General features: G+C 63.6%; 1 protein-coding gene. It reads left to right on the forward strand.

Features of this window, described 5'->3' with window-relative positions; genetic code table 11:
* Positions 1–365, forward strand: a 365-nt coding sequence (locus WX88_RS31250) for a GEVED domain-containing protein (protein WP_046247529.1), incomplete at both ends; no start/stop codon positions are given.

The following is a 365-nucleotide window of genomic DNA, read 5'->3' on the forward strand; positions in this document are numbered from 1 at the left end:
CTCGCTTATGTGCGCGTAGCAACTCCGAACGGCTCCTTCAGCCGGACCTCGGGCAGCGACGGCGGCTACTTCGATGGCACGGCCCAGAGCGTGGGCGCCGCTATCGGCAGCTCGCCGACTGTGACCTTCGGGGCCGCGATTGCCGGCACTCGTACCGAGTACTGGAGCATCTATGCCGACTGGAACCAGAACGGTACGTTCGAGACCAGCGAGCAAGTGCACTCGAGCTCTTCGACCAGCACCGCCAACCAGACGGCTACGTTCACCGTGCCTGCCACTGCTAAAACCGGCAAAACCCGCTTGCGCGTTATCATGAGTTCGGTGAACACCACCACGGGCTGCGGCACTTACGCGGCCGGCGAAAC

The organism is Hymenobacter terrenus, from assembly GCF_000972495.1.
Classification (GTDB): domain Bacteria; phylum Bacteroidota; class Bacteroidia; order Cytophagales; family Hymenobacteraceae; genus Hymenobacter; species Hymenobacter terrenus.